This window comes from Jannaschia sp. R86511 (assembly GCF_042466345.1).
GTDB lineage: Bacteria > Actinomycetota > Actinomycetes > Actinomycetales > JBBAYJ01 > Aquipuribacter.
Genome location: NZ_JAXHCD010000001.1, coordinates 1,665,251 through 1,689,607 on the forward strand (window position 1 = coordinate 1,665,251; position 24,357 = coordinate 1,689,607).

The following is a 24,357-nucleotide window of genomic DNA, read 5'->3' on the forward strand; positions in this document are numbered from 1 at the left end:
ATCCCTGACGTGCCTGCCTGATCCTTCGGCTCGCCCGCCAGTACGTGCAGGGGCAGCAGAACGCGCCCCGCACTGCCCCCTCTCGCCGCGCTGCTTGGCCGGCTCGCATCGTCCAGGAGTGTTCATGAGCATCACCAGCGTCGACCAGTACGGCTCCGGCCCTCACGGGTCCGACCATCGGCAGAGCGCCGCTGATCGACCGCGCCGTCGTCGCCGCCCGGGCCTGCTGAGCTGGTCGTTGCCGGTGAAGATCGGGGTGCAGGTCGCGGTGACGGGGCTGGCGTTCGGGGTGGTCCTGGCCAGCAACACGGTGATCAACGCGGACCGGACTGCGGCCAACGCTCAGCAGCGGCAGGCCGCGTCGGTCGTGGAGCACGTCCTGGAGCTGGACGTGGCCAGCCTCGAGGTGAGCCAGGCCGCTCTGCTGCGCGTGGTGGACCCGGCTGTGGCCGCGGCGCGGTACGGGGAAGCCCTCGAGCACCACGGCGAGGCCCTGGAGGCGACCCTCGCCGATGCCGAGCAGGCGCAGAACGAGCAGGCGCAGGACGAGCAGCTGTCCGCCGAGTTCGTCGACCTGGCCGCGCAGGACGAGGTCTTCCTCGCCGAGGCCGACCGGATCGTCGCTCTCGCGAGCAGTGATCCCGCGGCCGCCGCCGCTGAGGTCGACACCCTCAACGTGGCACAGGAGGCCTACGCCTCCTACCTGGGCGAGGTGGAGTCGACCCTGAAGGATCGCGAGGCCGCCGCGACCGAGGCCGCCGCGGGAGCCGGGGCGTTGGCCACCACGGTGCTGTGGATCTCCTCCGCCCTCGGGCTGCTGCTGGCCGGGGTGGCGGCGTTCGTGCTGTACCGGGTGACCGGTCCGGCGCTGCTGGGCACCGTAAAGGCGCTGGAGACCCTGGCCGCCGGTGACCTGCGCGTCAACGCTGAGCTGGGTCGCACCGACGAGGTCGGCCGGATCGGCACCGCCGTGGACGCTGTGGCTGTGAGCCTGCGGGCCTCGCTGGGTCAGGTGCAGGCCGGCGCAGGTCAGCTGCTGTCCTCGGCGGACCAGCTGAACGCTGGTGCCACGGAGGTCGCGGCCGCGGCGGAGGAGTCCAGCCAGCAGGCCAACGTCGTGGCCGCCGCTGCGGAGCAGGTGACCCGCAACATTCAGACCGTCGCCGCCGGGGTGGAGCAGATGGGCCAGTCCATCCGCGAGATCGCCGGTAACGCCCAGGAGGCCGCTGCCGTGGCCGGGGACGCCGTGACCGTCGCCGGGGACGCCAACGCGATCGTCACCCGGCTCAGTGAGTCTAGCCAGCTCATCGGCGAGGTCGTGCGCGTCATCACCACCATCGCCGAGCAGACCAACCTTCTCGCCCTCAACGCCACCATCGAGGCCGCCCGCGCCGGCGAGGCCGGCAAGGGCTTCGCCGTGGTCGCGACCGAGGTCAAGGAGCTCGCCGCGCAGACCGGCAAGGCCACCGAGGACATCGGCAAGCGCGTCGCGGCCATCCAGGCCGACTCCGGTGACGTGGTCGGCGCCATCGACACCATCCAGTCCACCATCGGACGCATCCACGACATCCAGACCACCATCGCCTCCGCGGTAGAGGAACAGACCGCCACCACCGCAGAGATGGGCCGCTCCTTGGCCGAGGCCGCCGCCGGGTCCGGGGAGATCGGCGCCGGCATCACCGCCGTCGCCGCCGCGGCGGAGGAGTCCTCGGCGCAGGCCCAGGCCAGCGCCGAGCACACCCGCGGCCTGAGCACCCTCAGTGAGGACCTCAACGGCACCGTCGCCCGCTTCACCCTCTGAGCTCCCCAAGGGCCCGAGGGCCCGGGGCCCCGGGTCCCGGGGGCACGACCTGCCGCGGAAGGTGGTGCACCTTCCGATCTGGCTCGCCCTAGCTGGCTGGCTGGTTGATGCCGGTGCTGGTCGCGGCGCAGGAAGCGGACCAGGTCCAGACCATCGGCGGTGGTCACAAGCCCCGCCCCCTGGCACGCGTCCCGGCACCGCCTGCGGTAGGACCCGGTGACATGTAGCTCGCCACGACCAGGGCGAAGTTCCAGTAACCGTTTGGCGGGCCTTCCGCACGGCCCGTATCGCGTGACAGGTACCGCGCCATTCACCGCGGCAAGGCGCCGTCCGCGTCGCCGAGGGTGTCTCACGACCTTGGTACTGAGACAACCTCGCTCCGCTGCGGAGGACTTGGAGAGACCGTTAGCCCTCTGTTGTCGACACTCTCTTGGGACGGGTCCTGGGCGGGGCTGGGGGCTCGGTGCTCACCATGGGCGCGTTGGTTCACGGTCGCTGGGGTACCTGGTGCGGGGCTGGGTGCAGACGGGCGGGGAGCAGTGGTTAGCGACTTGTGCGTGGGCGTCGGCGACTTGGCCTGCTCCCGACCAGGGACCCGCCGGCTGCCACGGCGAGGGCGAGCACTCCGGCGCTCAGCATGGTGAACCCGAAGGCGTAGTCTCCGGACCAGTCGGTCCATGTCGAGGTCTGGAACCGGTCGGGGTCGGTCCGGTCGTACAGGACGACGATCTCCTCCCCGATCTCCTCGTCGGTGAAGCGGCCCGTGTCCGACTCCCACGTCCGTCCCTCGGCCTCGTAGCGAGCGGTGAGCCACGAGGACTTGCCGTGGTGGATGTCGGTGACGACGGCGGTCGTCTCCTGGCCGTGCTCCTGCAGCTGGGTCGTCTCGTACAGGTCAAAGCCGGCGAGCCCCGCGACGACCGCGCCGGCGACGGCCAGCCCGCCGAGGAGGTCCATGGGGGAGTCGCGTCGGCGCCAGGGGCGGCGACGTTGGGGTCGTCGGCGGCCGGCGGGTCGGCGGCTCACTGTGCGACCGACAGCACCGGCCACAGCACGGAGCCTCCGGCCGCCAAGGCGTAGAGCACGACCCCGCCTCCTACCAGCGGGTCGACGGCGCGCCGGGCTGGGGGAGCGTCCTGGTCTGCGGCGGCGGCGTGCCAGGTGGCGGCGAGTCCTGCGGCGACCGCGGTGCCAAGCCTGAGGGGAGGTCCGCCCAGGGCATCGAGGTCGCCGTCGTCGTCCACTCCGAAGGCGACCACGACGTCGCCGTCGATCACACGCACGCCGACGACGTCCTGCCAGGGCTGTACCACTACGAACTCGTGGGCCGCGGAGTGCACGCCGTCGGCCCGCAGGCGGGTCGAGGCCCTCGCGAAGGCGAGGCCGCCGAAGGCCGCGGACCCGGCGCCGAACAGGACACCGACGGACTGGAACCAGGTCAGCTGCTCTTCGGGGGGTAGCGACGCGTCGGCGGTCAACCAGAACGCGCCCGGCAGCAGGAGCAGGGCCAGGGCCGCGAGCTTGCGCCACCGGGGTAGCGCGAGCTGTATTTCCTCGACGCGTCTGCCGTCCTGGCCCCGGGGTTCGGCGCCCGCCGGCAACGGCACCGCAACAGAGCCCGGCAGACCGGCCGCGTCCACGTCCGGCTCCGCCTCAGGGCTTCCATGGTCGGTTCTGCGTGCCCTGGCCTCATCCGGGCGGTCGGTCGCGGCGGCCAGACGCCGGGAGTCGAACGGGGACATCGGGAGCAATGGGCCGTGAGGCGCCAGCACGACGTCGGGGGTGATTGCGACAACCATGCCTCCGGCGCGGGGGTCACCAACGATCAAGACAGGTTCGATGACCGGACTGGAACGCTCGTCGAAGTCGCGAAATTCGTCGAGGTCGTCATCGAGGTCGTCATCGAGGTCTGATTCCGGCATCCAGTTCCCGCGCCAGGCCGCCGCGAACTCCTCCTGCCGCAACCGCTCGGCTTCTTCTGACTCGACTGATTCGACAGACTCGGCCGGCTCGTCGACGGGCTCCCGGCCGAGAGGATCCGCGGTGACCTCGTGACGCAGCAGCCCGAGGCCCTCCAGCAACTCATCAGGCGGCAGGGCCCGGACCAGCGGTGCCCGCAGACCGAGCTCCGGCAGCAGCAACCAAAGACCGTCCCCGCCGGGGGTGGCCGTGGTCGACCAGACAGGACCGCCGACGGTGAGGAGGCGGTGACGGCGACGCAACGCCGAGGCCCGGTCGGCCCCGACGGTGATCGACAGCGCAGCGGCGACCCCAGCCAGGACCAGCCAGCCATCGTGCTCCACCGGCTGCGTGTCGAGGCTCACCCAGGCCGGCTGCACCGTGGTGTCCACCCGGGCCGGGACCAGGTCCCCGACGGCGAACTCCTTCACGTCGTACACACCCACGTCGCTCGCCCCTGCGACGCCGGGGACACGGACCTCCAGCAGCCAGTCGTAGTCGTCGACGGCCACCACCTCAACGGCCGTCGGTTGCGCCCGGGACAGGTGGGCGCGGGTGTCCAGGCCGAGGAACAGGAACCAGCCGATCAGCCCGACGACCACGGCCAGGGCGACCAGGACGCTGAGTTCCATGGTGCCCACGCCCCGGGACGCGAGCACATCGCGGCCGTGGAGGGGCAGTCGACCGGACCTCGTGTCGGGCAGCCGTCGCCGACGCTGCGACCAGACCAGCCACGAACCGGTCAGGCCGACCACCAGCTGGGCCAGCGCGGCCGCGCCGGCCACCGTTCCCAGCTCGCCCAGCACCGCATAGTCCAGGACGAAGGGGAGGGTAGCGAGCCCCGCCAGCGGTAGCCCGGTCCCCGGCGTCAACCACGCCGCCACCGTGGCGCCAAGGAGTAGCCCTTCCAGCAGCGACCACCAGGGAGTAGGCAGGCACGGCTCGGCGACGCTGCACACGCTGAACGGCAAGAACGCGTACTCCAGGGCCAAGGCCGCGGTCACGCGGCCGGCAGCAGCACCCGCAGGACCCACCAATACCGCGTGCCTCCCGCAGGGCCGCCCAGAGGAACGTGGGCCGGCAGCGCGGTCGCCCGGTCCCGGAGGTCGAGCCAGCCGTCGTCGTCGCGCTCGTCAGACCCCATCTCGTCCTCGCTGTGCCCTGTGCCGTTCGAGCGCCCTGCCCGCCAGCATCATCGGTCGTTGTCGTGGCCACGTGAGGGAGAACAGCGGATCGCACCCTTGCTGCCGTCGCGCCGATCCAAGCTCCGTCACCCCCGGGCTCTCGGGCGTCACCGCTGGCGTGGAAGCGATGACCTGGCGCCAGGCAATCGTGGCTACCCCAAGAGGGACGGAAGGCGGTTCGGGCAGCTCAGTCCCGTGGGCGCGGCTCCGGTCCAGCGCTCAAGGGCGGGGCAGCTCACGCTGCCCCGCCCTCGAAAACGCTGCTACTTGCTGCTACTTGCTGCTACTTGCTGGTGGGTCTGTTGCCGGGTGGTTGCTCAGCCGGTGAAGGACGCGCGGGCTGAGACGGGCTTGGCTGCCGGCGCAGTTCCGGTCCCGGACCCGCTGCCCGACCCGTTGCTGGAGCCACCGCCGTTGCCGGAGCCACCACCTGTGCCGGTGCCGTCCTCGTTGCACTCGAGCGCGATCTGGGTCAGCAGATCGAGAAGCCGCTCGATGTCGATCTCGTCGAGGTCACCGAGGATGGCGTCGACGTCGGCCTCGAACGCCGCGTCGAGGGCATCGATCTCGGCCTCCACGGCAACGATCTGCTCCTGCCCCGCGACCAGGGCCGCGTCGGCGTCGGACACGGCGGTCTCGCCCAGGGTGACGGCCTCGACCGAGATGACCAGCGCGGCCTCGACCTCGACCAGCGCGGACTCGGCCTCGGCCAGGTCCGCCTGGGCGGCCGCGATCTCGTCGGGGTCCCCACCGTCCTCCGCCGTGGTCAGCGCGGCCTCGGCGTCGGCGACGGCCGTGGTGGCCTCGGTGACCGCGACCTGCGCGAGGTCACGGACCCCCTGGACGAACAGCAGGGCCTCGGCCGCGTCCTCGGCCTCGCTGATCGCGTCCTGCTCCTGCGCGTCCAGTTCGTCCAGCTCGTCCAGGAGCGCCACCGAGGCCTCCTCGTAGGCCAGGAACAGGGCGTCGAGGGCGTCCTCGTCGAAGTCGGGGTCGATGTCGACGTCCCCGAACTCGTCCTCCAGGGTGTCCAGCAGCGACTCGCACTGCGCGGACAGGGTCGGCGCGGCGCTGACCGGCGCGGCCCCGAGGAGGAACACCCCGGTCACACTGAGAGCGGTGGCCGCGACGGCGGCGACGAAGGGAGTGAGCGAGCGGCGAGAAGCCATGGTCCGTCCTTGAATCCGGCGCTAGGAAGGAACCGAACCCGGTGCCCCCCGAACCCACCGACGGCGGGCCACCAGCGATGTTTACCAGCAGCGACACCAGAAGGACCAGGAAACGACGAATCACACCGTCCCGGGTGGTGAGACTCGCGACCGGCGCCCGGTTGCGCGCACCTGCAGGCCGGTTGTTCAGGCCCGACGGCTGGGGCGGGAGGGCGGGTTACCGATCCCACCTGAGGACCCTCACTGACTGCTCGGCCCCGTGCGGTTCAACTCGACGCGACTCAGCGATCACGGCCGTTGTGCACGTCGTCCGGCAAGGATCCTCAGCGGGCAAGGACAGGGCATGAGCGATGAGTTGGCAGGTCGTCGTCATTCGGACCATCAGTTTTCCAACGCGGCCTCGCCCAGGCGGCCGTCGACACCGGGTCGCCCCGGTCTGCCCGTCATCCGGGGGAGGGGAGGGGCGGGGGACTCTTTTCCCCCTGTCCGGGTGAAGCGGGGTCTGCTGACCGGGGCTCGTGGTCAGTCACGGGGCCCGTGGCGGCGTAGGAAGCGGAGCAGGTCGTTTCCGACGGCGGTGGGTATGAGTCCTGTCCCTCGACACGTCTGGCAGGGCTGCGCGTGGGGCCCGGGGGGTTCTTGGGTGGCGTGGTGGCATAGCTGGTCGTGGAGGAGGGTGGCCTCGATGGCCCCGGCGGCCTGCTCGTGGCGGCGGAGCAGCTGGTCGCGGGCCTGGAGCCACTGCTGGCGTGGGGCGGGTGCGACCTGACCGGAACCGGCACAGGTGGGGCAGTCCTGCTCCCACACCGTGGCTGTCGGCTCGTCGGTCACGTGCGTCATCGTGGCCCGCCCGCGCCGTCGAGGGCCACCCCGACCACCCCCGCCACCGTGAACTGCCGCGGCCATTCCCGGGTCGTGCTGGATCGCACTGAGTGGTCCTGGCGCGCTGCGGGCCGCGCCTACCCGCCTGGCCTCACCGGGGGGTAGTGGGCCTGGGTGGACGCTTTGCGCCCGCACCGCAGGTTCAATCCTCTTCACCCAGTCCTTGGATGTGCCCTGGGGGTGAGACGAGGCGGCTACTGGACGGCGGGGGCGGTGAGTCTGGCAACCCGATCTGGCCCCCGGGGTGGCGTGAAGTGGCCCCAGGCGTCGAGAACGTCATGAGCTCGCCCCCGGGGTGGCGTGAAGTGGCCCCAGGCGTCGAGAACGTCATGAGCTCGCCCCCGGGGGTGATGCGGTCCAACAGACCGGACCAACGGACCGGCCTATCGGGGGGGCATGCCCGCGGGTCTGGGCGGAAAGCTTGTCGGGCCAGTCGCAGCTCTCTGATGGCCGCGTTGATCAACGCGGTCTCGCTGAGTCGTGCGCCGGTCTCGGGCTCATCGCTGCGGATCCGGACCTCGCTCTGGCCGGGTCTGCTGCCCAGCACCAGGACGTGGACTTCCCCGCGGCTGAGCAGGGCGGGGGTCTCTTCGTGCAGGCGGCGCACGTTGTCGGGCAGGTCCACGTCCTGAGGGCTGTAGACGTGCCAGCCCGATCCCGGCTCACCCATCGGACCATCGTCTCGTGCCGGCTTCACCCGCGGAACCCCCCGCCTGGGTCGGACTCCTGGGTGTTCGGGTTCGCGGGCACGGCAGGCACCGCGGCGGGTCACCCGTGCTCGTCGCCGTGCCGGGGGGCGAGGGGGTCAGGGGGTTAGGGGGTCAGGGTCGCCAGCTGGTGTCGTAGTCACGGTGGCCGGCCCAGATGCTGGCTACCTGCTTGAGGGCGACCTCGGAGGTCCTGCGGTGGGTGCTGCTGAGGGTGGCCGAGGAGCGCCGGGCGTGAAGGATGCGGTGGCAGGCGGCGAGCACGCGGGGGTCGATCCCGCCGTTGCTGGGCTCGGACAGGCGGGCCTGGACGAACGCGTCGAGGGAGACCTTGCCGGGAGATGACGAGTCGGGCATGGGCCACATCCTGTCCCGTGCCCCGACCGTGCGCCGAGAGCCAGCGATCGGTTGGACGCACGCACTCTGGATAGCCGGTCAACGTTGGCCCGGCCGTCGGGGGGGTCGGGTAGGGCCCCACCATGGCGGGGGTGACGGCACAGACCTGTGGCCCGCGCGCGGACGCGGTCGACCGACGCCGGGGGACTAGTGGCGCGTCACGTAAGTTCCTTGCCGGTGTGGTGAGACCATGAGTGATGCGTGCGAAGCCTTTGGGATTGCGGGACGGCGACCGGGAGGAGCTCAGCCGGTGGCTGCGGTCCTCCACGATCAGGGCCGGCTTGGCGCAGCGGGCGCGGATCGTGCTGCTGGCCGCGGACGGACACTCCAACGTGGGCGTCGCCGCCCAGGTGGGTGTGTCCCTGCCCACGGTTGGGCAGTGGCGGCAGCGGTACACCCGTAGCGGGCTGGCCGGGTTGTCGGACGTTGAACGGTCTGGTCGACCGAAGACCGTCGACGACCGGAAGATCGTGGAGGCCACGTTGCGGCCGCCGCCGAAGAAGCTCGGGGTGACGCACTGGTCGTCTCGGCTGCTCGCGCCACGACTCGGCGTCGCCCACGCGACCGTGGCCCGGGCGTGGAAGGCCTACGGTGTCCAGCCGTGGCGCGCGGAGACGTTCAAGTTCTCCACCGACCCCGAGCTGGTCGCCAAGGTGACCGACGTGGTCGGGTTGTATCTCGCGCCGCCGGAGAACGCGGTCGTGCTCTGCGTGGATGAGAAGAGCCAGATCCAAGCTCTGGACCGGACGGCGCCGATGCTGCCGATGCAGCCGGGACTGCCCGAGCGGCGCACCCACGACTACAAGCGCAACGGCACCACGACGCTGTTCGCGGCCCTGGACATCGCCACCGGTCAGGTGACCGCGGCCTGCAGGCCGCGGCACCGCCACCAGGAGTTCCTCGCGTTCCTGAAGCAGGTCGCCCGCTCCTATCCCGACGACGGCACGGGTCAGGAGCTTCACCTGGTGATGGACAACTACGCCGCCCACAAGCGCGTCGAGATCCGCGACTGGCTCGCCGCCAACCCCAGGATCCACGTCCACTTCACACCCACGTCCGGGTCGTGGCTGAACCTGGTAGAAGTCTGGTTCGGGATCATCGAACGCCAGGCCATTCACCGCGGCACCTTCCGCTCCGTGCGCGACCTGAACGCCAAGATCAGGGCGTTCGTCGACGGCTGGAACGACCGCTCCCACCCCTTCGTCTGGACCAAGACCGCGGAGGAGATGGCGAATTCAGGCGGTCGTCGCAACGACGGGGTTCGAGGGGTCTGACAGTAGGCGCTGAAGGGCGTCCTCGGGGGTCATCCCGCCGAGGGTCTTGCGGGGTCGCTGGTTGAGCTCGGTGGCGACCTCGAGAAGCCGTTCGGGGCTGTGCAGGGACAGGTCGGTGCCCTTGGGGAAGTACTGGCGCAGAAGGCCGTTGGTGTTCTCGTTCGAGCCGCGCTGCCAGGGGCTCTGGGGGTCGCAGAAGTAGATGGCCATCTCGCTGGCCAGGGTGATCTGGCGGTGCTGGGCCAGCTCGGTGCCCTGGTCCCAGGTCAGGGTCTTGCGCAGGTGCGCGGGCAACGTCTTGATGGCCGCGAGGAGACCGTCTCGGACTGCGAGGGCGCCGTGACCGTTCGGCAGGTGCACCAGCATCGTGAACCGGGTCTGCCGTTCGACCAGCGTCGCGATCGCGGACCGGCAGTTCGAGCCCAGGATCAGATCGCCTTCCCAGTGGCCCGGGACGGCGCGGTCGGCGACCTCGGCGGGCCGCTCGCTGATCATGATCATGTCGGGGATCTTCCCCGAGCCGCCGGTGGTCTTGGGTCGTCGTGGGCGTCGGATCGCGCGTCCGGTCCGCAGGTGCTGGTGCAGGTCAGCGCGCAGGTGTCCGCGGCCCTGGACGTAGAGGGCCTGGTAGATGGTCTCCGGACTCACCTGCAGCTCCAGTCGCTCGGGCATCACCACGGCCAGGTGGTCGCTGATCTGCTCGGGACTCCACTTCAGGCACAGTTTGGCCTGCACCCTCTCGGCCAGCTCGGGGATGTCGAACTTGCTGGCCTTCGGTCGGCGCCCCCGCAGCTCGGCCCGTTTCTGAGCCGCGTACGGCGCATAGGACACTACGGCGGGCGCATCTGGTGTCCGTAGTGCGGCCGACGTGCCGTTGCGTGTCAGCTCCCGGCTCACCGTCGACGGCGACCGCCCCAGCAGCACCGCGATCGACCGGACCCCCGACCCGCCCAACCGCAGGTCCGCGATCCGCAGCCGCTCCTCCAACGACAGGTAGCGGCCCGAGGCCGGGGGCTTCCTCCGTGGCACCACCCCGCCGGTTGCCTGGCGCCAGCGCCGGCCGCTTCGTCTGTCCACGCCGACAGCGTCACAGGCCGCCTGCAGCGTCGAACCCCGGACGATCAGCACCCAGAACGCGGCCTGCTTGTCGATCAGTTCTTTCCTGGACAACACCAGCAACACCTCACATCAGGGGGTGTTGCGACGACCGACTGAGCCCGCCGATCCTCAAGAAGGCCAACCGACCGGACCGGAAGACAACTTCAGCAACGCGCCACTAGCGTCAGCTCATGGGCAGCGACGAGCTCGTTCCTCCGCCGAAAGCGCGCGTCGACCCGAGTGACAGTGCCCGAAGCGCACGGTATGAGTTCCTTGTCCCGGGTGAGGTGTCCGAAGCCGTGCTGGCCGCGTTCCCGGGGATGCGTTGCACCCCGGGCTCGGTCGGGGGGACCGTGCTGTACGGCCCCGTTGAAGACGCCGGGGAGCTGAGCGGGGTGCTGGACCGGCTCGCCGCGATGGGCATCCCCGTAGCCGAGATACGACGCCTACCCGACTGACCTGCGCCCTACGGCTGACTCTGCCGCGCGGGCGGGACTGTCTCGCTAACGGTGTTTCCGGCGGTTGTTCTCAGTAGGTTTCGGGTGCCGGCCAGCGGTCGGCGAAGGTGATCGCGAAGGCGTTGAGCGCGCTGGCTTCCACCGCATGGTCCATCGTGTCCTGCCGCGCCCGGTCGGGTCCAGGGACCTGGTGACCAGGTAGAGGCACTTCAGGGCGGCCTGCTCGCTGGGGAAGTGCCCGCGGGCCTTGACCGCCCGGCGGTAGCGGGCGTTGAGGGACTCGATGGCGTTCGTCGAGCAGAGCACGGTGCGGATCTCGACGTCGTAGTCCAGGAAGGGCACGAACTCCTCCCACGCGTTCTCCCAGAGCCGGGTGATCGCCCCGTACTTGCTGCCCCACTTCTCGGTCAGCTCCTCCAACGCCGCCCGCGCGGCAGCGGCGTTGACCGCGGTGTAGATGGGTTTCACGTCGTGCTTCAGGGCGTCCCAGTCCCGCCGCGACGCCAGCCGGAAGGTGTTGCGGATGAGGTGGATGATGCAGGTCTGGACCGTGGCCAACGGCCAGACGTTGCCCACGACGTCGGACAGGCCCTTCAGGCCGTCGCAGACCACGAAGAAGGTGTCCTTGACGCCGCGGTTGCGTAGGTCGGTCAGCACGCTCATCCAGAACTTTGCGCCTTCCCCGCCGGTCCCGGCCCACAACCCGAGCACGTCCTTCTCCCCGGCCAGGCTGACTCCGATGGCTGCGTAGACGGGGCGGTTGGCGACCTGTCCGTCGCGGATCTTGACGACGATTGAACAGGCCGACGCGGCCGAACGTGACGCCGACCGGGCACGCGCCAGCACCACGACCACCAATGCCGCCGCCGTATCGTCGGAGACGCACCAGGTGGAGGACTACGACTCGCCTACGAGACCACAGAACACGGCCGCAGCTCTGGCCGAGTCCGGTGTGGACCCCGAGATCGCGGCGAAGCGGATGCGCGCAGACGTCAGTCAGGCTAGGCCGGCGGCCGAGGTGACCGCGGCTCCAGGCGCGACGGCGCCGAGGGCGCGCAACGCGCGTCAGCTATCGGTCGCGGCGCAGCGAGGCTCGATCCAGCGGTAGGCCGCGGGCACCTCTCCAGACGTCAGGGCGTGTTCCCTTCTTCCGCTCCCTCGGGTGTCAGGACGGGGTTGGCCGGTCTTCGTCGAGAGGCATGAGCGCGACCCGCCGGTGTGTTCCGTCCGGGCGGGTGATGGCAGCCTGCAGGTCAGCGGGCGGCCCGTTGAAGAACAGCGCGGAAACGGCCTGGTCGACGGCCGTTTCGTCGTCGTCAGCGAGGTCGGCGTCCAGCACGACCGCGGTCGTCACCGTCCACGCACCGAGCCGGTCGACGGCGGGCGCCGGCGGCTGGGGGACGGGACGGGGCGCGTCAGCGCGCGGCGCCTGCGGCCGCACGACCAGGTCCCCCGAAACGACGTCGGGTCCCGTGCTGTCAGCAGGATCCGGGCTATCGGTGGGGAGGTCTGAACGGTCGCTCGGTTCTAGGCGGACGGTGACGTCGGCGCCGGAGGTGTCGGCCAGGTGCTGCGCCGCGTCCAGAGCATCCTACAGCGCCATCGGCTCCTCGGGCACGTCAGGGGGGCCGCCCGTCGTGCCCTGCACCACCCAGCGTCTGCGTGTCGGCACACCACCACCTTAGGAAGCCGGACACGCGCCAGCCGCGCAGCACGCCGACACGGGAAGCTGCAGTCGCAGCACCTTCCGGTGCCCCGCCGGAAGAGCGTGCGGTGCAACGGGGTGAGGCAGCCGGAGGTCGGTTGCTGCCGGACGATCAGCACGGGAAACCGACTACAAACATTGCAAACGATTGGCAAGGACGGTTCGGAACTCGCTCCAGCCGACCGCCGGCGCAAGGCCGCCGGCGCTGGTGGTCGGTCGCGCGCTCCGGGGCTGTTCTGTTTGGCCAAGCTCCTCGAGCTGACGAACGACGGGCAGGGACGCCCCCCCGTGGAGCCGAAATGGGGTGCCCGGCAGTTCCGGCTACTCGTGGACGCCGTCGTCGCGGGTTGTCTCGCGACCACATCGGACAGCGCCTGCTGCAGGCGGTCCAGGTCGGGTAGCTGCCGTCGCTGCTCTGCAGTGAGGGTCTCCTACGTGGCGACCGCGAGGGGTGCGCTGGCGCTGGCCAGGGCGTAACGGACGACCTGCTCATCGCGGCCGGTGCACAACAACAGTCCCACCGTGGGCGCATGGACGTCGTGGTCGCGGACGCGGTCGTCGACGACCGCGACGTAGGTGCCGAGCTGACCGACGTAGGCGGGTGAGAACCGGCCGATCTTGAGCTCGACGACCACATACCGCAGCTGGGTGACGTGAAACAGCAGCAGGTCCACGACCAGGACCTCGTCGCCGACGTCGAAGCGGACCTGCCGCCCGACAAAGGCCATACCGTGCCCGAACGCGGCCAGGGTGCCCTGAAGGCGGTCCATCAGGGCCTGCTCGAGGTCCCGCTCGGTAGCGCGGGTGGTCAGGTCCAGGTGGTCGAAGACGTACGGGTCACGGGTCAGCTGCTGCGCGAGCTCGGAGTCCGGGCCGGGCAGGTGGGCGGGGAAGTTCGAGGTCGCCGCACCGGCCCAGGCGTGCAGCCGGGAGGTGATCTGGTGCTCCAGGACGTTGCGGGACCAACCGTGCTCGACCGCTGCACCGGCGTACCAGTCCCGCAGCGTCGGCTCGTCGAGACGGTCCAGCAGGACGGTGACGTGGCGCCAGGGCAGTTGTGCACCAGCCTGGTGCACAAACTCCCCGTCAGGCCAGGCGGCGGCGAAGGCCCGCATGTACTGCAGGTTGCGCCGGGACCATCCCCGCTGCTCGGGGAACTCCCGACGCAGGTCCTCGGCCAGGCGTTGGACCACCTTGGCGCCCCAACCGGCGTCCTGCTGGCGCTGCAGGATGTCCCGACCGATCGACCAGAACAAGGCCAGCAGCTCGGTGTTCGCCGCCCGCGCCGCGCGGACCTGCGAGGTCCGCACGCGCTCCTTCAGCCGCGTGAGCAGTTCGTCGTAACCCTCTGGCGCAGGAGCGTCCAGCTGCTGATCCGCCACCAGGTCATCCTGCCCGAGGTGCGCCCGCGCCTGCTCAGCCCGGCGCAGGGGGGCGCCATCGTTCCTGGGCGGACTGCCGGGTCATGCCGGTGGCACGGCCGATGTCGGCCCAGCTGGCCCCGCCGTGACGGGCCATGACCACCGCGCCGTCGAGGCGGGCGCGGGCGACGCTGACCGCCTCCGCTGCCGCGGTGACGTCTGCGAGGGTGCCGGCGGGGAACAGATGCTCCCAGCGCCACAGGTCGGCCACGACCTCCAAAACGTCATCGCGGTGGAACACGTCCATGACGTCCTCGTCCCCGGCGTGGACGCGCTGTGCGGCCAGGTCCTCCAGGGCCGTGGACGGCACCCGGGTAAGGACCGGGCCCAGCCAGGCGCTGGGGGTCCGGGTCTGCGAGGTGGGTGAGCAGTCGCAGACGATGACCCAGCCAGTCACCTCACCAGCAGGACGGCTCGGGTACTGCCAGGTCCCGTCCGGCCCCTGGACCTCGGGACCGACGGCGATGTGGTCGCGCGGGATCCCGCCCCCGCTGACGCCGATCCCGCGCTGGCCGTCGTGGAAGACCGGCGCCAGCCAGCCCTCGTGGAGCCCGTCGTCGCTCACCATGCCCACGCGCGTTAGCATGACAGGCAGACCTGCCAGGAGATAGAGTCTCGTCAGGATTACCTGACGTAAGCGTCATTATCGGCTGTCAACTACCGGGAGTTGCAATAGGTGCAGGGACTCCCGTCTCAACGAGTGGCTGCATCCGCGGAGGTGAGGGCCCAGCGCGATGCCGCGATCAGCCTGACCCCCGACCCCACGAGCAGGACCGGACGAGCCTGACCGACCGGCAGATCAGACTTGCCCGGCCCCGCACCGCTTCCTGCCTACGACCGAACGAAGATCATCAAGTCTGGACACCCGAGGCGACGGTGCGTCCGGGATTAGGCGGCGTCGTGCCCTGGTGGTGGCAGGGCACCGGTCATGATCGCCACGGTGTCCTGCATCGAGTGGCTCTGGGGCGTCACCACGCACGCCCGTCTGCCGAGCCGGTGGATGTGGATCCGGTCGGCGACTTGGAACACGTGCGGCATGTTGTGGCTGATCAGCACGACGGGCATGCCCTTGTCGCGAACGTCCTCGATGAGTGTGAGCACGCGGTTGGACTCCTTGACGCCCAGTGCGGCCGTCGGCTCGTCCATGATGACTACGCTGCTGCCGAAAGCGGCGGCACGGGCGACGGCCACGGCCTGGCGTTGTCCGCCGGACAGCGTCTCGACCGCCTGGCCCATGTTCTGCACCGTGAGCACACCCAGGTCGTCCAGGTGCTTCGCGGCCTCCCTGCGCATGCCACGGTGGTCCAGCTGGCGGAACACGCTGCCCAGGACCCCCTTCTTGCGTCGCTCGCGGCCCAGGAACAGGTTCGAGGCAATGTCCAACGAGGGCGAGACCGCCAGGGACTGATGGACCGTCTCGATACCGGCGCCGCGCGCCTGCAACGGGTCGGCGAAACTGACCCGCTCACCGTGCAGGCGGATCTCACCGCCGTCGGGGGTCACGGCCCCGGACAGGCACTTGATCAACGTTGACTTGCCGGCGCCGTTGTCCCCGATGACGGCCAGGATCTCGCCCTCCCGCAACGAGAAGTCCGCGCCGTCCACCGCCGTCACCCGGCCGTACCGCTTGATGAGGCCGGTGGCCCCCAGCACCTCGGGTCGGCTCGCGGTGGGGTCGTCGACGTGTCGGTGCGCCGCCTCGTCGCGCTCCTGGGAGTCGGGGATCGCTGGTCTGCTCATGCGGGCTTCCTGATCCACTGGTCGATGGAGACGGCAACGATGACGAGGATGCCGACCGCGAAGTTCTGCCGCAGCGATTCGACCCCGACGAGGGTCAGCCCGTTGCGGAAGACGCCGACGATGAGGGCTCCCACGAGGGTGCCGATGATGGCGCCGCGGCCACCGAACAGGCTCGTCCCACCGAGCACCACCGCGGTGATGGAGTTGAGGTTGTCGTCGATGCCGGCCTGCGGGCTCGCCGCGGCGATCCGACCGATCAGCACCCAGGCAGCCAGACCGTAGACGAGCCCGGCGACGGCATAGACCGACAGCAGCATCCGGTTCACTCGGATGCCGGACAGCCTGGCTGCCTCGCGGTCGTCGCCGATGGCGTACACGTGGCGGCCCCAGCCGGTTTGGCGCAGTACGTAGGCCAGCACCAGGCATGTCAGTAGAAGCATCACTGAGCCAAGGGTGATCCGGGTGCCGAAGAGGGGGAACGTCTCGCCCATCACCAGCAGCCACGGCGACATGTCGGTGCCTCGGATGGTGGCGCTGCCGGACAGGAACAGGTTCAGGGCGAAGAACACGTTGAGCGTGCCGAGCGTCACGATGAACGGCGGCAGCCGGAGCCGCGTTACCAGGAACCCGTTCACCAGCCCGCAGGCCAGGCCGGTGGCGAAGCCGGCGAGCAGTGCCACCGGCCCGGGCAGGCCTACCTCGGCCGAGAGCTTGGCCATGACGATGGAGGACAGCACCATGATCGCGCCGACCGAGAGGTCGATGCCCGCGGTCAGGATGATCAGGCTCTGGCCCAGGGCGAGCATCCCGACGACGGCCACCTGCTGGATGATCAGCGAGATGTTGGTCGGGTCCAGGAACCGGTCGCTGCCGATGGAGAAGACCACGATGGAGATCAGGAGCACGGCGGCCGGCCCGAGCACGGGGTTGGCGTGAAGGACCTGCCGCACGCGTCGGCCCATCGGCTGTTGCTCGGGTGGAGCGGGTCCGCCCGGCGGTGCGGGCGGTGCGTCGGAGACGGTGCTCATCCGGGATGTCCTCCTCGTCGAGGCCTTGAGGTGCGGTGGAGCCTGAGGTGCGGTGAGATCGCGCGGTAGGCGGGGCGATCCGCCCACCGCGCGAGTCGGTGGGGTCAGCCCCAGCAGTTCTCCGAGCCCCAGGCAGAGTCCTCGGACTCCAGGCCCTCAACGGGCTCGTCCGTCACCAGGGTGACGCCGGTGTCGAAGAAGTCCAGGCCCTCGGTCGGCTCGGGAACCGTGCCGTCTTCGGCGAACTGGGCCACGGCCTCGACGCCCAGAGCCGCCATGTCGAGTGGGAACTGCATCGAGGTCGCCCCGATGATTCCCTCGGCCACGTTGTCGACGCCGGGGCAGCCCCCGTCGATGGACACGATGGTCACCTCGCCCTCCCGCCCGGCGGCCCGGAGCGCCTCGTAGGCGCCCGCGGCGGCGGGCTCGTTGATCGTGTAGACGAGGTTGATCTCCGGGTCCCGCTGCAGCAGGTTCTCCATTGCGGTGCGACCGCCTTCCTCGGCACCGTCGGTGACGTCATTGCCCACGATGCGGGGGTCGTCCTCGTCCCCGATCTGCGTCTCGTCGGCCAGGTCGATCCCGAAGCCCTGCAGGAAGCCCTGGTTGCGTTGCACGTCCACGCTCACCCCGTTCGCGTTCAGGTCGAGCATGGCAATCTTGGGCTCGTCGCCGGACTCCTCGAACTGCGCCGCCGCCCACTGCCCGATGAGCTCGCCGGCCCGGAAGTTGTCGGTGGCGAAGGTGGCGTCGGCGGCGTCCGCGGGCTCGAGCTGGGTGTCCAGCGCTATGACGAGGATGCCGGCGTCGCGGGCGGCCTGGACGCTCGGCACGATGGCCTCGGAGTCGTTGGGGGTGAGCAGGATGCCCTTGGCCCCGGCGGCGATCAAGTTCTCGATGGCCTCGACTTGGCCCTCGTTGTCGCCGTCCTGGGTCCCGGCAAAGGACTGCAGCTCCATGTCGAGCTCACCGGCCTTGGCCTCTGCACCCTCCTTCATCTTGACGAAGAACGGGTTGGTGTCGGTCTTGGTGACCAGGCCCACCAGAACCTCGTCGTCCACGGCGGCTGGGACCGAGGCGTCACCAGCAGCGGTGTCTGCCGCCTCGTCCCCGCACGCTGACACCAGGAACAGTCCTGCGACCGCCATCACGGCGGTAGACCTCTTCATGCTTCGGCGCTTCATCGGAAGCCCTCCCTCGGACCTCGGGTCGTCGTCGCGTCGATGCGACAACGTTGTCCGAAAAATACTCCTACTAGGTCAACCTGTGTCAAGCGGTGCAATCCGATCGTGACCGAACTCCCGGTTAGACGGCCAGATCGTTTGGCTTGCCCGAGGTCCACTTGTCGACATCGATGTCAGCAGCCACTATGCACGCATGTCGACGAAGACAGCGGGTCCGACGTGGCCCTGAGCACACCACCGGTCGGCGGCAGCGGCCCCGCGAGCCGCCGCGCGCGCGGCAGGGCCACGATGCGTGACGTCGCCGCGCTCGCGGGCGTCGGTCTCAAGACTGTGTCCCGCGTCGTCAACCGCGAGCGCGGAGTGTCCACCACGATGGCCGCCCGGGTCGAGGCTGCGGTCGCCGAGCTGGGTTACCGCCCGGACGCCGGCGCCTCGGCGCTGCGACGGGCCGACGGGCGCAGCTCGGTCATCGGCGTGGTCGTGGACGACGTCGCCAACACGTTCTCCGGATCAGTGCTGCGGGCGGTGGAGGAGGTCGCCCTGAGGCACAGCACGGTCGTGCTCGCCGGTAGCGCCGATGAGGACGGCTCCCGCGAGTTTGAGGTCGCGCAGGCCTTCATCGACCGACGGGTTGACGGGCTGATCGTGGCGCCGTCGGGGCGTGCGAACAAGCAGATCGCCGCCGAGCTGGCCCGCGGGGTGCCCGTCGTCGTCGTGGACCGCAACGTGCCGGACCTGGACGTGGACCAGGTGCTCTCGACGAACGAGCTCGGCGCCGGTGACGCCGTGACGCACCTCGCGCACCATGGCCACACGCGCATCGGCTACCTAGGCGACCTGACCAGCATCTCCACGGCCCGGCAGCGTCTCGCTGGCTACCGCGCCGTAGTGGCCGACCTCGGGCTGGAGTCCGACGACCGGCTGGTGGTGGCGGACCTGCATGGCGAGGCGCATGCCGAGGGTGCGGCGCTCCACCTGCTCGGCCGGGACCCCTCCGACCGGCCCACCGCGCTGTTCTGCGCGCAGAACAGGATCACCGTCGGTGTGGTTCGGGCGCTGCGCCGCCTCGGCCTGCAGGACGAGATCGCCCTGGTGGGCTTCGACGACTTCCCGCTCGCAGACCTGCTCGTCCCCGGTGTGACCGTCGTGGCGCAGGACGCCCAGGCGATCGGTACGGAGGCCGCCCGCACGCTGTTCGCGCGGATCGAAGGCTCGAGCGCCCGCCCTCGCACCACGTGGGTGCCGACGGCGATGATCCGTCGTGGTTCCGGTGAGCTGCGCCCCCCGGCCCGCAGGTAGGGCGGGCAGGGGGGCGCAGCACCGCAGTCGGGCCGCTGGATCAGACCGGTCGGCCGGTGACGTGCCGCATCGCTGGGATGTACCCGTAGCCGAGTTCACGGACCAGCGTGGACGAGTCGCCGTCCAGGTCGAGCTCGAGTGTCGGGGCGAGCGTGCCGCCGTAGACGACCCCACCCTGTCCGTCCGGCACGGTGTCGATGAACGACTCGACCAGCAGGTTCGGCATGACGTAGTCGGAGTAGTTCTGCAGCGGGGCCTCCGCCGGGTTGCCGAGCGCCAGGCCGTTGCCGTTGAGCGCTTGGTAGTCGCTGCGAAGGGAGTCCCCGACGAAGCCGTACAACCCGTCCGGGCCCGTCAGACCGGGCGCGAAGGTGAACTGGTGGCTGATGGTCCACAGGTAGTACTGGCCGTCGTGGATCACCAGGTGGGGCCGCTCGGTCTGCTGGTTGACGCACTCCGCGGACAGGACCGGCGGGAGCAGTTCCCACTCGGTGTAGTCCTGGCCCTTGCTGGTCAGCTGCATCAAGCCGATGTTGCCGGTGTAGAACTTGGCGTCCTCAGGGACGACGTGGCCATCCGGGACGTCGCCGACCTCGTCGGGGTCGCACCTGTGGGAGCCGGCGACACCACCGTTGTTGCCCTCGAACAGGCCGTAGACCTGCCCGTCGGCAGGGTCCCTGAACACGAATGGGTCGCGGAACGCGTAGATGATCGGGCCGCTCTCGGACTGCTCGAGCGTCTGGTACATCTCTCCGTCCGCCTCGGCGATGAGCTCGTGCTGGGTGAAGCCGCGGAACCGAACCCCGTTCTCGTCGGCCTGGATCTGCCCCGAGGTGTGCGCCAGGCGCTGCACCGGGTCGTCGTTCTGCCCGTACGAACCAGGCTCGCCGGACGCGGTGTAGAACGACTGCACCTTGTTGCCTCGGGTGATGACGGCCGAGCCGGCCCACTCCCTGCCACCGATCGGCGTCATCTCGGGGTGCAGGTCGCCGCCGTAGGTCCAGTCCTGGCCGTCGCGGGAGTAGAAGTATCCGATCCTCGCGACCCAGTGGCGGTCACCGAAGAAGACGTCTCGTGGAGCGGTCAAGGAGAAGATGACGTTCCACCCCTTGTACTTGACAGGCTCCATGTTCAGGTCGGTCAGGGGCCAGGTGTCCCAGACCCAGACCTCGTCGGTCATGGTCGGGAAGTCGGCGGGGATCCTGGGCTTGGTGTTGGAGGCGTCTGGGGCGATCCGTAGCGCCTGTTCACGGGTCCAGTTGGCGGCGAAGTCGTCGGTGGGGTCGTATTCGCCCGATGCGGCGGCGGTCGCCCCGCTCTCACGGTCTGCCGCCCGGCCGCTCTGGTCGCTGCGCGGGGCCGCGGCGGCGCCGGCGGCCGCGGTCAGCACCATCGCAGCCGCGACCACGGCGGCGACGCCGTGGCGTAGGAATGGACGTCTCATGGGTGTGTCTCCTCGTCGCGGGATGCGGGGGACGGCAAGCCGGGCCGTCATCCTAGGGACCGACAGACGCCGCCGGACGCGACCGCAGCTACAGTCGGTGACTGCGGCTTTTGTCCTGGTTTGACACTAGAGGTGACCCGCCATCGTGACCAGGGTTCGGTACAACATTCTCGACGAAGCGCCCCGTCCACAGGCTGGCCGGAGACCCTCCGTTCACCCGCAGCCCGATGAAATTGGCGGCGCCGCTATCAGCGAAGAGCTCGACGGCGTCGCTGCCCGCGGAGGGAAACACGAGGTCGGTCACGGTCACCCGACCCCCGTCGGCGAAGACCTCGACCGATGACCGGTCCACGAAGACCTGCAACCGGACGGTACCTCCGTCCAGGTCCAGCGGGACGCGCTCGACACTGGCGAACTCGGGGTGGAAGCCGACGACACCGGAGCGGCGCCGGTCGACGTAGAGCTCCTGCTTCGCCGCGTCGTAACCGATGACGGTGCCCTCGCCGGCACCGGAACGGACCACCAGACCGGCACGGTCGGCCGTGCCCACGTCAAGCCGGACGTCGATCTGGGCCGTTTCACCGGCGGTTCCGTCAAGCACCTCGACCCGCCCATCGCGCACCGTCCGCGTGCCCAGCGCGTGCAGCGTCTTGGCGGCGCCCCGGCTGGGTGTCGTGACCGGTTGCTGGACCAGGGTCACCTCGCCGCGGTCGGACACCAGGGACAGCTCCCGAGGCAGGGTCATCTGCCCGCGCCAGGGCGAGGTGGGCAGGTCGTTGGCGTACTGCCAGTTGTTCATCCAGGCGATGGTCCAGCGCTTCCCGTCGGGCTGGTCCTCCCAGGACACCGCCGCGTAGTAGTCGCGACCGTGGTCCAGCCAGCGCGCGCGCTGCAGCACCGACCGCGCCGGGTCATCGGCGAGCATGATGTGGTCCACGTTGATGTGGCCCCAGCCACCGCTGTTGCGGTCGACCACCTCGATGCGGGCCGTCCTGCCCTGCAGCCCGCTCACGTCCCAGGCGACCCAGTCCATCGCCTCGGCGTCGGCGCCGCTGGCGTTACGCACCACCTCCCCGTCCACCACAAGGTTGACCGCGGTCTCCTGTGAGCGCGGCAGGGCAGGTTCGGGACCCAGGACCACGTGGTCCACCAGGACGTGCCCCCACCCGCCCGTGACCTCGTCCACCAGGCGCAGGCGCGCCTGCCGGCCGCGTAGCGCGGAGACGTCCCAGGAGGCCCAGTCCAGCGTGCCGCTCTGCCTGCCGGAGGTCGAACGGACCACCTCGCCGTCCACCATCAGCTGCACGGCCGTCCCGACGTGCGGTCCCCCACCGACGAGGAAGCTGAGGTGGTCCTGATTGACGGTGAAGGGCGAGGACGTCGCCGTCCCCGTCGCGCTGTCGGGCGGAGGGCTGCAGGCATCCGGAAGCTGGTGGTCGAAGGAGTTCGCCAGACGCTCCCCCAGGTACCCGGCCACGCCTTCCTGACAACGGGCGTCACCGGCCACGGGTGCGACCCCGAAGGCCTCGCCGGTCAGTTCCCAGCCGCCCCAGCCGCCCTCGAAGTCCTCCAGGACGATGCCCGGTGGGACTGACCCGTCCCCGGTGCCGGGAGGCCGCTCGTGCGCCCCGCCACCGACGAGCAGGTTCACCCAGCCCCGGTCGATCGTGAACTCGGGGGAGGCAAGGGTCCCGGTGGGCCCGTCACCGCCCAGGAAGCTGTTGACCAGCCCCTCCCCCAGGTAGCCCGTCACCTGCTGCTGACCGGGCAGGGTGCCGCTGGCCGGGCCCGCTCCGAACGCCGTGCCCGTGCTTCGCCAGCCGTCCCCGTAGCCACCGCCCTCGAAGTCGGCGAGGACCTCCCCGGCGGGCGGCTCGTACGCCTCGCCGTCGTCACTGGTGAACGTGGTGCCGTCGAAGTCGCCGACGAAGTACTGCGCCCCCGAGCCGCCCGCGATCGAACCGGGGTTCAGGTTGACCAGCAGCACCCAGGCGGTGTTGTCCGGGTCGCCGTTGACCGGCAGCTCGAACAGGTCTGGGACCTCCCACACACCTCCGGTCGCGCCGGCAGGGCCGAACGTGCTCATCAGGTCCCAGGAGAGCAGGTCCGGAGAGGAGTAGAGCGCGATCCGTCTCTCCGTCGCGAGCGCCACTGACATGACCCACTTGTTCTCTGGCTCATACCAGAAGACCTTCGGGTCACGGAACTCCAACGGGTCGAAGCCGTCCGGCTCGGCGCGGAGGACCGGGTTGCCGGGGTGCTTCGTCCAGGTACGCCCCTTGTCCAGGCTGTAGGCCACCGACTGTGCCTGGTGTCGCGAGCTGTCTTCGTACCAGCTGGTGTACAGCGCCACCATGGCCGTATTTCCGGGGGTGCCCAACCCGCTGGTGTTGTCGTGGTCGACGACGACACCGCCGGAGAAAATGCGCTCCTGGGGCGTGCCCTCGATGGCGACGGGCATCTCGTCCCAGGTCTGCAGGTCCTTGCTGACCGCATGACCCCAGGACATGTTGCCCCAGGTCGTGCCGTCGGGGTTGTACTGGAAGAACAGGTGGTACTCGCCGTCGTAGTAGACGAGCCCGTTGGGATCGTTCAGCCAGTTCTTCTTGGGCGAGAAGTGGTAGGCCGGCCGGAACGGTTCCGGGACCTCGACCGCCTCGGCCACGACCGCTGAGCCCGTGGCGACAGGGGACGACCCCGTGCTCGCGGACGCGGACACCAGGGGCAGTAGGACGACGACGGCGGACATCGCGGCGACCAGTCGGAACGACCTCATCGATCTCTCCTCACCGGAGGCGACGACCCCCACAGACAACGTTGTCTGCTTCGGAGCGTACGCGAGCCACCACGTACTGGCAAGCGACTCTCGGGTCGCTCGTGCCTGCGGGACCTGGGTAAGTAGCGACGCCCCGGGCCGGCAGGCCAGCCACCCGCGGGTGAACGGGATAGTCCCCGCGCCGACGCTCACGTTGACCCGCAAGGAATTGGGCGCGCTGAACCTGTCGCACCAGGCGGTCAGCACACACAGGGCAGCGTCGTCTACTCCACCTATAGCCAGGCTGAGTGTGTCAAACCGGGGTGGTCCGGCACGCTCGGGCCAGATGAGGCTTACACTTTTACTCATCGCTCGCCGGGGAAGAGGCCTGCGGGGGGTGTGACGTAGGGCAGTGGGTCGCCGCGTCGGTTGGTGTTCTCTTCGCCTTCGGTGGCGTCGCTGAAGGGTCCGTCGGGGTCGAGGAGGACGGGCATGTGGTGGTCGGCGTGGTCGCGCCACCACACGCTCATGCCGGTGGCGGGGTCTAGGCGTAGGTGTTCCCAGGCCCGCCACAGTGCTTCCAGGCGGATGATGGCTTCCTCGTACTCCCACCAGCGGCCGGCCCAGCACCGGTTCCGTCCGTCGACGCGTCGGCGGTAGACCAGACGCAGGTACAGACGCACGAACTCGTCGACGGACGCGTAGTACAGCGGGGGCGGCGCGTCGGCGACGCTGCTGTCGTTCCGGGCGTCCTGGTCGGCACTGCTCGTGCCGCCGGGCTCGTCGACGTCGACATCACTGCCGTCCGGGTAGTCGTCGCCCCACTGGCTCACGACGTCACCTCCTTCACCGG

The 24,357-nt window shown here is 70.1% G+C and carries 18 protein-coding genes and 2 pseudogenes; 4 read left to right on the plus strand and 16 right to left on the minus strand.

Annotated elements, in window-relative coordinates; translation table 11 throughout:
• Positions 1-124: 124 nt before the first annotated feature.
• Entirely contained in the window at positions 125-1,801 is a 1,677-nt protein-coding gene (locus SJY06_RS08010) for a methyl-accepting chemotaxis protein (protein WP_380166381.1), read from the plus strand.
• Between the two features lie 543 nt (positions 1,802-2,344).
• On the opposite strand, the gene SJY06_RS08015 is transcribed toward SJY06_RS08010, so the two are convergent.
• The 5 genes from SJY06_RS08015 to SJY06_RS08035 all read right to left on the minus strand — a co-directional run bounded on the left by SJY06_RS08015 (position 2,345) and on the right by SJY06_RS08035 (position 8,059).
• Entirely contained in the window at positions 2,345-2,758 is a 414-nt protein-coding gene (locus SJY06_RS08015; protein WP_380166383.1) for a DUF3592 domain-containing protein, read from the minus strand.
• 65 nt (positions 2,759-2,823) lie between these two features.
• Positions 2,824-4,764, minus strand: coding sequence for a hypothetical protein (locus tag SJY06_RS08020; RefSeq protein ID WP_380166385.1), 1,941 nt, complete (start codon positions 4,762-4,764; stop codon positions 2,824-2,826).
• Positions 4,761-4,904 carry a hypothetical protein gene (locus SJY06_RS08025; RefSeq protein ID WP_380166387.1) on the minus strand — a complete coding sequence of 48 codons (144 nt, stop codon included), beginning with the start codon at positions 4,902-4,904 and terminating at the stop codon, positions 4,761-4,763. Before SJY06_RS08025 ends, SJY06_RS08020 begins: the two co-directional genes overlap by 4 nt.
• A gap of 357 nt (positions 4,905-5,261) precedes the next feature.
• Positions 5,262-6,113, minus strand: coding sequence for a hypothetical protein (locus SJY06_RS08030; RefSeq protein WP_380166389.1), 852 nt, complete (start codon positions 6,111-6,113; stop codon positions 5,262-5,264).
• A 1,703-nt stretch (positions 6,114-7,816) separates the two neighbouring features.
• Positions 7,817-8,059, minus strand: a complete 243-nt coding sequence (locus SJY06_RS08035) for a hypothetical protein (RefSeq protein WP_380166391.1) — start codon at positions 8,057-8,059, stop codon at positions 7,817-7,819.
• A gap of 236 nt (positions 8,060-8,295) precedes the next feature.
• On the opposite strand from SJY06_RS08035, the gene SJY06_RS08040 reads away from it, so the two are divergent.
• Positions 8,296-9,372, plus strand: coding sequence for an IS630 family transposase (locus SJY06_RS08040; protein ID WP_380166393.1), 1,077 nt, complete (start codon positions 8,296-8,298; stop codon positions 9,370-9,372).
• Here the strand turns inward: SJY06_RS08040 and SJY06_RS08045 are convergent.
• Positions 9,334-10,371, minus strand: a pseudogene (locus SJY06_RS08045) (IS30 family transposase); the annotation flags it as partial. The gene SJY06_RS08040 and the pseudogene SJY06_RS08045 sit on opposite strands and share 39 nt — an antisense overlap.
• Positions 10,372-10,661: 290 nt before the next feature.
• Between SJY06_RS08045 and SJY06_RS08050 the strand changes: the two are divergent.
• Positions 10,662-10,928 carry a hypothetical protein gene (locus tag SJY06_RS08050; protein WP_380166395.1) on the plus strand — a complete coding sequence of 89 codons (267 nt, stop codon included), beginning with the start codon at positions 10,662-10,664 and terminating at the stop codon, positions 10,926-10,928.
• A 70-nt stretch (positions 10,929-10,998) separates the two neighbouring features.
• On the opposite strand, the pseudogene SJY06_RS08055 reads toward SJY06_RS08050, so the two are convergent.
• From SJY06_RS08055 to SJY06_RS08085, 7 genes and pseudogenes are all read right to left on the minus strand, one after another.
• Positions 10,999-11,726 (minus strand): annotated as a pseudogene (locus SJY06_RS08055) (IS256 family transposase); the annotation flags it as partial.
• A 367-nt stretch (positions 11,727-12,093) separates the two neighbouring features.
• Positions 12,094-12,267 (minus strand): hypothetical protein, encoded by a 174-nt coding sequence (locus SJY06_RS08060; protein WP_380166397.1) that lies wholly within the window; start codon positions 12,265-12,267, stop codon positions 12,094-12,096.
• Between the two features lie 797 nt (positions 12,268-13,064).
• The gene (locus SJY06_RS08065) at positions 13,065-14,015 is read right to left on the minus strand and encodes a YhcG family protein (protein WP_380166399.1); all 951 of its coding nucleotides are present in this window, start codon (positions 14,013-14,015) and stop codon (positions 13,065-13,067) included.
• A 34-nt stretch (positions 14,016-14,049) separates the two neighbouring features.
• A complete protein-coding gene (locus tag SJY06_RS08070; RefSeq protein WP_380166401.1) occupies positions 14,050-14,628 on the minus strand; it encodes a hypothetical protein in 579 nt (192 codons plus the stop codon).
• A gap of 314 nt (positions 14,629-14,942) precedes the next feature.
• Positions 14,943-15,794 (minus strand): ATP-binding cassette domain-containing protein, encoded by an 852-nt coding sequence (locus SJY06_RS08075; RefSeq protein WP_380166403.1) that lies wholly within the window; start codon positions 15,792-15,794, stop codon positions 14,943-14,945.
• The gene (locus tag SJY06_RS08080; protein ID WP_380166405.1) at positions 15,791-16,822 is read right to left on the minus strand and encodes an ABC transporter permease; all 1,032 of its coding nucleotides are present in this window, start codon (positions 16,820-16,822) and stop codon (positions 15,791-15,793) included. The genes SJY06_RS08075 and SJY06_RS08080 overlap by 4 nt, the downstream gene beginning before the upstream one ends.
• Positions 16,823-16,926: 104 nt before the next feature.
• A complete protein-coding gene (locus SJY06_RS08085; RefSeq protein ID WP_380166407.1) occupies positions 16,927-17,991 on the minus strand; it encodes a substrate-binding domain-containing protein in 1,065 nt (354 codons plus the stop codon).
• Between the two features lie 303 nt (positions 17,992-18,294).
• Here SJY06_RS08085 and SJY06_RS08090 point away from each other — a divergent pair, with 303 nt between their 5' ends.
• Complete coding sequence (locus SJY06_RS08090; protein ID WP_380166409.1) at positions 18,295-19,305, plus strand: LacI family DNA-binding transcriptional regulator; 1,011 nt, start codon at positions 18,295-18,297, stop codon at positions 19,303-19,305.
• Between the two features lie 40 nt (positions 19,306-19,345).
• Here SJY06_RS08090 and SJY06_RS08095 read toward each other — a convergent pair whose 3' ends face one another.
• The 3 genes from SJY06_RS08095 to SJY06_RS08105 form a co-directional block, all read right to left on the minus strand.
• The gene (locus tag SJY06_RS08095) at positions 19,346-20,749 is read right to left on the minus strand and encodes a glycoside hydrolase family 68 protein (RefSeq protein ID WP_380166411.1); all 1,404 of its coding nucleotides are present in this window, start codon (positions 20,747-20,749) and stop codon (positions 19,346-19,348) included.
• 88 nt (positions 20,750-20,837) lie between these two features.
• The gene (locus tag SJY06_RS08100) at positions 20,838-23,525 is read right to left on the minus strand and encodes a GH32 C-terminal domain-containing protein (RefSeq protein WP_380166413.1); all 2,688 of its coding nucleotides are present in this window, start codon (positions 23,523-23,525) and stop codon (positions 20,838-20,840) included.
• A 344-nt stretch (positions 23,526-23,869) separates the two neighbouring features.
• The gene (locus tag SJY06_RS08105; RefSeq protein WP_380166415.1) at positions 23,870-24,337 is read right to left on the minus strand and encodes a DUF4913 domain-containing protein; all 468 of its coding nucleotides are present in this window, start codon (positions 24,335-24,337) and stop codon (positions 23,870-23,872) included.
• Between the last annotated feature and the right edge of the window lie 20 nt (positions 24,338-24,357).